Annotated in this window: 10 protein-coding genes and 2 riboswitches; of the genes, 5 read left to right on the plus strand and 5 right to left on the minus strand. The window is 74.0% G+C overall.

What is annotated here, in order from left to right; translation table 11 throughout:
• The 3 genes from Q0112_RS01310 to Q0112_RS01320 all read right to left on the minus strand — a co-directional run.
• On the minus strand, window positions 1–1,051 hold a 1,051-nt coding region (locus Q0112_RS01310), incomplete at its 3' end, for a cobaltochelatase subunit CobN (RefSeq protein ID WP_297970411.1).
• The gene (gene cobW / locus Q0112_RS01315) at window positions 1,051–2,097 is read right to left on the minus strand and encodes a cobalamin biosynthesis protein CobW (RefSeq protein WP_297970414.1); all 1,047 of its coding nucleotides are present in this window, start codon (window positions 2,095–2,097) and stop codon (window positions 1,051–1,053) included. The genes cobW and Q0112_RS01310, both read right to left, overlap by 1 nt.
• Complete coding sequence (locus Q0112_RS01320) at window positions 2,094–2,453, minus strand: DUF1636 family protein (RefSeq protein WP_297970416.1); 360 nt, start codon at window positions 2,451–2,453, stop codon at window positions 2,094–2,096. Before Q0112_RS01320 ends, cobW begins: the two co-directional genes overlap by 4 nt.
• A 100-nt stretch (window positions 2,454–2,553) precedes the next feature.
• Window positions 2,554–2,748: riboswitch (cobalamin riboswitch) on the minus strand.
• A 74-nt stretch (window positions 2,749–2,822) separates the two neighbouring features.
• Window positions 2,823–3,008, plus strand: a riboswitch (cobalamin riboswitch).
• Window positions 3,009–3,044: 36 nt separating this feature from the next.
• On the opposite strand from Q0112_RS01320, the gene Q0112_RS01325 reads away from it, so the two are divergent.
• The 5 genes from Q0112_RS01325 (at window position 3,045) to Q0112_RS01345 (ending at window position 7,594) form a co-directional block, all read left to right on the plus strand.
• A complete protein-coding gene (locus Q0112_RS01325) occupies window positions 3,045–3,221 on the plus strand; it encodes a CbtB domain-containing protein (protein ID WP_297970418.1) in 177 nt (58 codons plus the stop codon).
• Window positions 3,222–3,240: 19 nt separating this feature from the next.
• Entirely contained in the window at window positions 3,241–3,969 is a 729-nt protein-coding gene (locus Q0112_RS01330; protein WP_297970420.1) for a CbtA family protein, read from the plus strand.
• A gap of 76 nt (window positions 3,970–4,045) precedes the next feature.
• Window positions 4,046–4,660, plus strand: coding sequence for a cob(I)yrinic acid a,c-diamide adenosyltransferase (gene cobO, locus Q0112_RS01335; protein WP_297970422.1), 615 nt, complete (start codon window positions 4,046–4,048; stop codon window positions 4,658–4,660).
• Between the two features lie 50 nt (window positions 4,661–4,710).
• The gene (locus Q0112_RS01340; protein WP_297970430.1) at window positions 4,711–6,156 is read left to right on the plus strand and encodes a cobyric acid synthase; all 1,446 of its coding nucleotides are present in this window, start codon (window positions 4,711–4,713) and stop codon (window positions 6,154–6,156) included.
• A gap of 100 nt (window positions 6,157–6,256) precedes the next feature.
• Complete coding sequence (locus tag Q0112_RS01345; protein WP_297970424.1) at window positions 6,257–7,594, plus strand: acyl-CoA dehydrogenase; 1,338 nt, start codon at window positions 6,257–6,259, stop codon at window positions 7,592–7,594.
• Here Q0112_RS01345 and Q0112_RS01350 read toward each other — a convergent pair.
• Both Q0112_RS01350 and Q0112_RS01355 read right to left on the minus strand, forming a co-directional pair.
• Entirely contained in the window at window positions 7,572–8,516 is a 945-nt protein-coding gene (locus Q0112_RS01350; RefSeq protein WP_297970426.1) for an electron transfer flavoprotein subunit alpha/FixB family protein, read from the minus strand. The genes Q0112_RS01345 and Q0112_RS01350 overlap by 23 nt on opposite strands.
• Before the next feature lie 8 nt (window positions 8,517–8,524).
• On the minus strand, window positions 8,525–9,247 hold a 723-nt coding region (locus tag Q0112_RS01355), incomplete at its 5' end, for an electron transfer flavoprotein subunit beta/FixA family protein (protein ID WP_297970428.1).

The raw sequence follows: 9,247 nt of genomic DNA on the forward strand, positions 1-9,247 counted from the left end.
CCGGGGGCGTCGCGGCCAGCGCGAGGTGCGCCGCCACCCGCCGCGCGACCTGCGCTACCCGCCCGGCCTCCGGCCGGTTGCGCTGCAGCCGCAGCCCCAGCCGCACGTCGAGCGGCGCCACCTCCTTGAACGACACCGCGCCCGCTAGGATGCGCCCGTCGAGCTCGGGCAGCACCACGTGCATCGCCAGATCCGCCGGCATCAGCCCGCGCTGACCCTCGGCCCAGGCCTCGCGCCGCGTCGTCGCCGGCACCACCTGGAAGACCGGCACCCCGAGCCGCGCGAAGAGCCCGGCCTCCTCGCCCGCCGCGAAGGCCGTCGCCGTGACGATCGCCGCCGCCCGCATCCGCCGCAGCGCCGGCTCCAGCGCGGCGAGCACCTCCGGCTCGCGCAGGTTCGGCAGGAAGACCGCCCGCGCCGCCAGCCCCTCGGCCTCCAGCGCCGCGACCAGCGCGTCGACCGGGGCATGGTCGTTCGCCAGCAGCATCGAGCGGTAGAAGAGGACGGCCACCAGCGGCCGCCCCGCCGCCTCGGCCGCCTCGAGCCCGCGCACCCCGGCACCGGCGAGATAGAGCCCGACCCGCGGCAGCGGCGCCGCCGCCGGCGCCGCGACCGCGCGCCCCCCTTCGCGGAAGCAAGCGAGGAGCCCGGCCCGCGCGCCGGGGCCGACCGTCGAGAGCGCCGCCAGCCGCGGATCGTCCGCCCGGCACTCGCCCGGCAGCAGCGCCAGCGCGATCCCCCGCTCCCGCGCCACCGCCGCCAGCCGCTCGCAGCCGTAGGCCCACCAGTCGTATCCGCCGAGCAGCCGCACCAGCACCGCCCGCGCGCCGGACGCCACCCGCTCGATCCAGAGATCGACCGACATCGGATGGCGGAGGTCGCGCAGCGCCGCCAGCCGCAGCTCGGGCAGCTCCGGCCCCCAGGCGCCGGCCAGCGCCGCGAGGTCGCTGTCGGAGAAGCTCGCCGCCACGAGCTCGGCCGGCGCCTGACCGAGATCGACGGGCTCGATCAGGTCGTCCAGCGACGCGGTCGTGACGTTGAGGATGTGCATCAGCCCGCGAGCACCCGCTCCACCGCCGCCCGGTCGAGCCCCTTGAGCCCGATCACGACGAGCCGCGTTCCCGGCGCCTCCCCCGCGCCCCAGCGCCGGTCGTAGTGGTGCGAGACCCGCGGCCCCACCGCCTGCACCACCAGCCGCATCGGCTTGCCGGTCACCGCCGCGAAGCCCTTGACCCGGAGCACGTCGCCCGCCTCGGCCGCCCGCGCCACCCGCGCGGCGAGCTCATCCGGCCCGGCCACCGCCGGCAGCTCGACGACGAAGCTGTCGAAGTCGTCGTGGTCGTGCTCGCCCGCGTCGTCGTGCGCGGTCCGCCGCTCGTCGATCGCCTCCTCGACCGCCAGCCCCTGCCCGAGCAGCACCGCCGGATCGACCCGGCCGCGCTCCCCCGCCACGATCTTCACCGCCCGGCCGAGGTGCCGCGCGACCCGCGCCTCCGCCGCCTGCCGCGCCACGCCGTCGAGGAGGTCGGCCTTCGAGAGCACGACGAGATCGGCGCAGGCGACCTGGTCGCCGAAGACCTCCTCCACCGGATCGTCGTGGTCGAGCGAGGCGTCGGCCGCGCGCTGCGCCGCCAGCGCCTCGAGGTCCTGCGCCACCCGCCCCTCGGCCAGCGCCGGCCCGTCCACCACCGCGACGACGCTGTCGACCGTCACCCGGCTCTTCACCCCCGGCCACTGGAAGGCCTGCACCAGCGGCTTCGGCAGCGCGAGCCCGCTCGTCTCGATCAGGATATGGTCGACGTCGCCGCGTGCGAGGATCCGGTCGAGCGCCGGCACGAAGTCGTCGGCGACGGTGCAGCAGATGCAGCCGTTGGCGAGCTCGACGATATTCTCCTCCGGGCAGCTCGCGATGCCGCAGCCCTTCAGCACCTCGCCGTCGATGCCGACGTCGCCGAACTCGTTGACGAGGACGGCGAGCCGCCGCCCGCCGGCATTCTCCAGCAGGTGGCGGATCAGCGTGGTCTTTCCGGAGCCGAGAAAGCCGGTGACGACGGTGCAGGGCACGCGGCCCGAAAGGCCCGGGGCGAGATCGTTCATGGCAGATCCTTCAGGAGCTCGATGGGTGGGACGCGCGCGATCAGCCCGCGCTTCAGCGCCTCGGGCCGGCCGCGCCACGGCATGAAACCGTCGCTCGAGCCGGCGAAGAGCCGGGCGCCGGCGAGGAGGTCGCCGCCCGAAGCCTCGTCGAGCCCGCCGAAGACGTAGGTCCAGCAGCCCGGCCGGTAGACGGCGGCCGAGAGGCCGCGGCTGCAGTTGCCGAGGCAGGCGACGCGCCGCACGGCGACGCCGCAGCCGGCCGCCGCCCCGACCGCATCGGCGAGCCGGCTGCCCGGACGCGGCACCTCGGGGCCGTCGCCCTCCCGGCGGCAGGAGGAGCAGACGAGCAGGGTCACGCCGCAACCGTCCGGCCCTTCGGGGGCCGGCTGCGCCGCACGGGACGGACTCGCGCCTGTCACTCGACCGCACTCCTTGCCCAGGTAACCCGCCGGGCGCACGGACAAACTCGGTGACGGCAGGTCTCCTGGCTCGCGGATCGTCGCGGTCGACTGCCTTCCCGGGAGCTCTCCCCCAGTGGCCGTTAGTCGCCGCTACCGCCTACAGTTGCGGGTACAGCTGCGGACTTGCCGGTTTCCCGGCGCACCGCATTCCCTTCCCCTCGCGGGGATGACCGTCACGAGCCGATCTCTACGGCGGCGCGGGAAGCGGTGTCAACGGCGCCCGGAGACGCCCCGAGAAGGGGGCTTGCCGCGGCCCGCTTTTGCGTTAACCATGGGCGCGTCGGTCGTTCCCGCGAGGGAACAAGGGAATGCGGTGAGAAACCGCGGCTGCCCCCGCAACTGTAAGCGGCGAGCCCGGCCTCTGCGACCACTGGGAGAATCTCCCGGGAAGGTGAGGCAAAGGGCCCTGACCCGCGAGCCAGGAGACCTGCCGGCGAATCGACGTGGCTCCAGCGGCCCTCGGGTGGAGGGCGAAAGGACTTGAGAATGGCCCATACTCCCTCGGCGACCGGCTCGGCGTCGTCTTCCTCCCTCGCCTTCCAGCGCCTCGTCGCGGCGGCGATCGGCGCCTTCATCATCGGCATGGTCGGCTTCTCGCACATGACCGTCGCCCACAACGCCAGCCACGACTACCGCCACTCGATGGCGTTCCCCTGCCACTGACGCGGGCGCGAGACCCATCATGAACGCGCTCCGCGGCACGCTGCTTCTGGCGGCCCTCGCCGGCATCCTCGTCGCCGTCGCGATGACGATGCTCCAGTTCTTCTCCACCGTTCCCCTGATCCTCGAGGCCGAGGTCTACGAGAACGCCGCGCCGGCCGCCGGCCACGACCACGAAGCGGCAGCGGTCACCGACGCCCACCCGCACGAGGCGGAGGAATGGGCGCCCGCCGACGGCTTCCAGCGCATGAGCCTGACCGCCGTCGCCAACTTCGTCACCGCCGTCGGCTTCGGGCTCCTCCTCGTCGCTGCCTCCGAATTCGCCGGCGGCATCCGCAGCTGGCGGCAGGGGCTCGTCTGGGGCCTGGCCGGCTTTGCCGTCTTCTCCGTCGCCCCCGGCCTCGGCCTGCCGCCCGAGCTCCCCGGCATGCCGGCGGCCGAGCTCGCGCCCCGGCAGGTCTGGTGGATCGGCACCGTGCTCGCCACCGCGGCCGGCCTCGCGCTCATCGCCTTCGGCCGCGGCCCGGCCCTCGGCTTCCTCGGCGCCGCGCTGCTGATCGTGCCGCACCTCGTCGGCGCGCCGCAGCCGCCGACGCACGAGACGGCGGTGCCGGCGGAGCTGCACCACCGCTTCGTCGTCGCCGTCACGGTCACGAACCTCGTCTTCTGGCTGCTGCTCGGCACCGCGGTCGCGGCCCTGCGCCCGCGCTTCGCCGCCGACCTCGGCACGCCGCAGCCGCAGCCCGCCTGAGGCCGCGCCCGCCCCGGCCCCCGGCGGCGCGCACGGCGCCGCCGGGCATCCCGTTCATCCCCGAGGTGAAGCGACCATGCCCGAGATCGACGACGCCACCGCCGAGCGCCACCGGGAGAAGATGGCGAAGCGCAAGGCGGTGCAGGACGCGGAAGTCGCCGGCAAGACCGTCGAGAAGGGCCTCCTCCTCGTCCACACCGGCCCCGGCAAGGGCAAGAGCACGGCGGCCTTCGGCCTCGCGCTCCGCATGCTCGGCCACGGCCGCCGCGTCGGCGTCGTCCAGTTCATCAAGGGCGCGCGCGACGCCGGCGAGCGCCGGGCGCTGGCCGCCTTCGGCGATGCCGTCGCCTGGCACACGATGGGCGAGGGCTTCACCTGGGAGACCCAGGACCTCCGCCGCGACATCGCCGCCGCCGAACGCGCCTGGGCGCAGGCCGAGGCGCTGATGGCCGACCCCTCGATAGCGCTCCTCCTCCTCGACGAGCTCAACATCGCGCTCCGCTACGACTATCTCGAGCTCGGCCGCGTCCTCGCCGCCCTCGCCGCGCGGCGGCCGGAGCTCCACGTCGTCGTCACCGGCCGCAACGCGAAGGCCGACCTCCTCGCCGCGGCCGACCTCGTCACCGAGTTCGGCCAGGTCCGCCACCCCTTCGCCGCCGGGGTGAAGGCGCAGGAGGGCATCGAGTTCTGACCCGGGCCGCCGCCGACCCCGGTTGACGATCCGTGACCGCCCGCACCCTCATGTTCCAGGGCACCGGCTCCGACGTCGGGAAATCCCTCATCGTCGCCGGCCTCGCCCGCGCCTTCGCCGACCGCGGCCTGCGGGTCCGGCCGTTCAAGCCGCAGAACATGTCCAACAACGCCGCCGTCACCGCCGAGGGCGGCGAGATCGGCCGCGCCCAGGCCCTCCAGGCCCGTGCCGCCCGCGTGGCTCCCACGGTCGACATGAACCCGGTCCTGCTCAAGCCGCAGAGCGAGATCGGCGCCCAGGTCGTCCTCCAGGGCCGCGTCGTCGGCAACGCCGGCGCCAGCGAGTGGCAGCAGCGCAAGGCCGGCCTCCTCCCCGCCGTCCTCGAGAGCTTCGCCCGCCTGCGCGCTGACGCCGACCTCGTCCTCGTCGAAGGCGCGGGCAGCGCCTCCGAGGTGAACCTCCGGCGGAACGACATCGCCAACATGGGCTTCGCCCGCGCCGCCGACGCTCCGGTGATCCTCATCGGCGACATCGACCGCGGCGGCGTCATCGCCAGCCTCGTCGGCACCCGGGCCGTCCTCGACCCGGCCGACGCCGCCCTGATCCGCGGCTTCATCGTCAACCGCTTCCGCGGCGACCCGGCGCTCTTCCGCGAGGGCATGACGCTGATCGCCGAGCGCACCAGCTGGGCCCCGGTCGGCCTCGTCCCCTTCACCGAGGCCGCCCGCCGGCTGCCCGCCGAGGACGCGCTCGCCCTCTCCCGCGCCCCCGCGGCGGCACCCCGACCTGGCACGCTCCGCATCGCCGTGCCGATCCTGCCCCACATCGCCAACTTCGACGACCTCGACCCGCTGGCCGCCGAGCCGGCCGTCGACCTCGTCCACGTCCGCCCCGGCGCGGCGCTGCCCGGCGACGCCGCCCTCGTCCTCCTCCCCGGCTCCAAGTCGACGCTCGCCGACCTCGCCGCCCTGCGCGCCGCCGGCTTCGACATCGACCTCGCCGCCCACCTGCGCCGCGGCGGCCGCATCCTCGGCCTCTGCGGCGGCTACCAGATGCTCGGCCGCTCGGTCGCCGACCCCGCCGGCCTCGAGGGGCCGCCCGGCACCCATCCCGGCCTCGGGCTGCTCGACGTCGCGACCGAGCTGGCCTGCGAGAAGCGGCTGGAAGCCGTCACCGGCCGCACCGCCGACGGCGTGCCCTTCGCCGGCTACGAGATGCACATGGGCCGCACCCGCGGCCCGGACTGCGCCCGCCCCTTCGCGACCCTCGCCGGCGGCCGGCCCGAGGGCGCCCGCTCCGCCGACGGCCGGGTCTTCGGCACATACGTCCACGGCCTCTTCGCCGGCGACGCCCAGCGCGCCGCCTGGCTCGCCCGGCTCGGCGCCGCCGCCTCCGGCGCGAGCTACGAAGCCGGCGTCGAGCTCGCCCTCGACACGATCGCCCGCCACCTCGAGGTCCACCTCGACCTCGACCTCCTGCTCGCCCTCTCCCGCTGACGGGCCGCCGCCTCTTGCCCATGCTGGCCTTGCGGCCCGAAAGCTGTAACTGAGGAGGGCGTCGCGCGGCAGCGGCCGATGCGCGCGGCAGGGGGAGACGATGAGCATCGATTTCACGCTGAACAGCTACCAGAAGCGCCTGCAGCGCATCGCCCGCGACTTCGCGACCGAAATCCTGGCGCCGCTCGTCGCCGAAGCCGATGCCGACCCCGATCCGCAACGGGCGTTCCTGGCGATGAAGGGCGCCTACGTCGAAGCCTACAAGCTCGGCTTCGCGACCGGATTCCTCCCCCGCCAGTACGGCGGCGGCGGCATCAGCAACGTCGACCTCCAGATCGTCGCCGAGGAGATCGCCGCCGTCGATCCCGGCTTCGCCACCGTCCTCCTGGTAAACGGCCTCGCGCTCATGCCGATCGCCTGGTTCGGCACCGAGGAGCAGCGGATCAAGTGGATCGGGGAAGCGACCTCCGACCCGCGCGGGGAGTATCTCGCCGGCTGGACCGTGAGCGAGGCCCCCGGCTCGCCGGGGGGTACGGCGAACTTCGACCACCCCGGCCCGATGCCCGCCGGCATCTCGGTCGTCGCCCGCCGCGATCCCGGCCGGGGCGAGTACGTGCTCGACGGCATGAAGTACTGGCCGTGCAACGCCGGCGGATGGGACCTGAAGGGCGCGAACGTCAACGTCTGCGTCGTCCGCATCGACCCGACGAAAGGCGGCAAGGAGGGGCTCGCCGCGGTCATCGTGCCCCGGGGCGCGGCGGGGATGAACTTCAAGACCCCGATCTCCAAGATCGGCCACCGGCTCTGCCAGAACAACGTCGTCACCTTCCACAACTGCCGCATCCCGGAGGAGAACGTCTTCGCGGTCGGCAACGGCGACCTCGTGATCAGCAAGGCCTTCACCTGGTCGGGGCCGGTGGCGGCGATCGCGGCGGTCGGCGTCGCGCGCTCCGCCTACGAATACATCCTCGACTGGTCGAAGACCTACACCGGCGGCGGCACGCGGCCGATCATCCACCACCAGGCGGTCGGCTACCTGCTCGCCGAGGTGGCGATGAAGATCGAGGCCTGCCGGGCGATGGCCTGGAAGGCGGCGCACTATCTCGACCTGCACGATTCCGAGGGGCATGCCGTCGCCGCCATGGCCAAGGTCTTCTGCGGCGAGACCCTCTTCGGCGCCGTCTTCAAGGCGATGCAGGCGATGGGCGTCAACGCGCTCGACAGGAGCCACCCGGTGGAGCGGTTCCTGCGCGAGGCGCTGGTCTTCCCGCTCTACGACGCCGGCAACATCGGCATGCAGATGCGCAAGATCTGGGGCGTCATGTCGGCGCCGGGCTTCGATCCGCGGGCGATCGCCGACAGCCGGCCCATCCGGTTCGACAAGTCGATGGAAGGGGCCGGGCTGGAGGCGCCGCTCAGCGACCCCCAAGCCGGCTGATCAGCTCCGGGACGACCTCGTAGAGATCGGCGACGAGGCTGTAGTCCGCCTCCTCGTGGATCGGTGCCTTGGCATCGCTGTTGATCGCGACCACGGTCCGCGCGCCCTTCATCCCGACCACGTGCTCGATCTGCCCCGAGACGCCGCAGGCGACGTAGAGCTTCGGCTTGACGGTCTTTCCGGACAGGCCGATGCGGCGATCCATCGGCAGCCAGTCGACGTCGCCGGTCAGCGGCCGCGAACCGGCGAGGACGCCGCCGAGCGCCTGCGCGAGCTGCTCGAGGATGGCGAGGTCCTCGCGCTGGCGGATGCCGCGCCCGGCGGCGACGATGGTCTCGGCCTTGCCGACGTCGACGTCGCTGCGCGGCTTCTCGCTGACCCCGAGGAGGCGGACGCGCGGCTCGGGCAGCGCCACCGGCAGCGCGGCCAGCGTCCCGGTCGGGGTGTCGACGGGGGAGGGCCGGCCGAAGCGGCCGGGCGGGACCGTCAGGATCGCCGGCCGCCCGGCGAGCCGCTGCCGCGCGACGAAACGCCCGCCGTAGACCCGGCGCTCAACGAGGATGCCCGCCCCCTCGAGCGCGATCGACGTGCACTCGCTGATGCACGCGGCGCCGACCTCCTGCCCGAGCGCCGCCGCGGCATCGATGCCGGTGCGGGTGGCGCCGATCAGCACGAGATCCGCCCCGCTCGCCCGGACGGCCTCGCCCAGGGCGGCCCGGATCACCTCCGGCCCGGGCGGGCCGTCCGTCGCGACGGTCAGCACCTTGTCCGCGCCGCACGCCCGGCATTCCTCGGCGGCGGCCGCGGCGTCGGGCCCGATCGTCAGGGCGGTCACCGCTCTGTTCCCCAACGTCAGCTCGCGCGCGGCACCAAGGAGTTCGAGCAGCGTCGAACGGCTCTCCGAGAATGCGAGAAGCGTCATCTCCTGGCTCATCCCTGTTTCACCTCTCCATCCGCCACGAGGCGCTCGAGGAGCGCGCGCGCCTTCTCGCCCGGCGTGTCGCCATCGATCGTGATCCGCTTGCGCGTGCTGGGCGGCGCCTGGATCGAGAGGATCTCGACCGCCAGCGACGCCCGCAGCGCGTCGGGATCGAGCCCGGGCAGCTCGCGCAGGGCCAGCTCGTGCACCGGCTTCCGGCCGGCGCCCATCACCTGCAGCACGGTCGGTATCCGCGGCTGATTGATCTCCATCCCCACCGTCACCAGCACCGGCAGCCGCGCCTCGACCTCCTCGGCGCGGTGCTCGAGCACGCGCTGCGCCACGAGGGCGCCATCGCGCAGCGCCAGGCTGGACGCATAGGTGACCGAGGGGATGCCGAGCGCCACGGCGAGGCGCGGGCCGACCTGTGCGTTATACTGGTCGGCCGACGCCTCGCCGCCGATCAGGACGTCCCAGCCCGAAATCCCCTCACGATCGGCCGCCGCCCGCGCCGCGGCCGCCAGCACGGTCGCCGTCGGGAAGGGATCCAGGCAGAGCCGCTCCTCATCGCGGACGAGATAGAGCGCCTCGAGTCCCATGGCGAGCGCGCGCAGCAGCACGTCGCGCGGCGGAACCGGCCCGCTCACGACGCTCAGTCCGAAGACCCGGCCGCCGGACGCCGCGGCCAGCCCGAGCGCGGCCTCGACCGCATTCTCGTCGAAGGTGCTGATCCG

It is taken from the genome of uncultured Amaricoccus sp., from assembly GCF_937858865.1.
Lineage (GTDB): Bacteria > Pseudomonadota > Alphaproteobacteria > Rhodobacterales > Rhodobacteraceae > Amaricoccus.

Excerpts from the sequence above, each read along its gene's own strand:
- Q0112_RS01345 (WP_297970424.1), top strand. The coding sequence starts at position 6,257 with ATGAGCATCGATTTCACGCTGAACAGCTACCAGAAGCGCCTGCAGCGC.
- Q0112_RS01350 (WP_297970426.1), bottom strand. The coding sequence starts at position 8,516 with ATGACGCTTCTCGCATTCTCGGAGAGCCGTTCGACGCTGCTCGAACTC.
- cobW (WP_297970414.1), bottom strand. The coding sequence starts at position 2,097 with ATGAACGATCTCGCCCCGGGCCTTTCGGGCCGCGTGCCCTGCACCGTC.
- Q0112_RS01340 (WP_297970430.1), top strand. The coding sequence starts at position 4,711 with ATGTTCCAGGGCACCGGCTCCGACGTCGGGAAATCCCTCATCGTCGCC.
- Q0112_RS01330 (WP_297970420.1), top strand. The coding sequence starts at position 3,241 with ATGAACGCGCTCCGCGGCACGCTGCTTCTGGCGGCCCTCGCCGGCATC.
- cobO (WP_297970422.1), top strand. The coding sequence starts at position 4,046 with ATGCCCGAGATCGACGACGCCACCGCCGAGCGCCACCGGGAGAAGATG.
- Q0112_RS01325 (WP_297970418.1), top strand. The coding sequence starts at position 3,045 with ATGGCCCATACTCCCTCGGCGACCGGCTCGGCGTCGTCTTCCTCCCTC.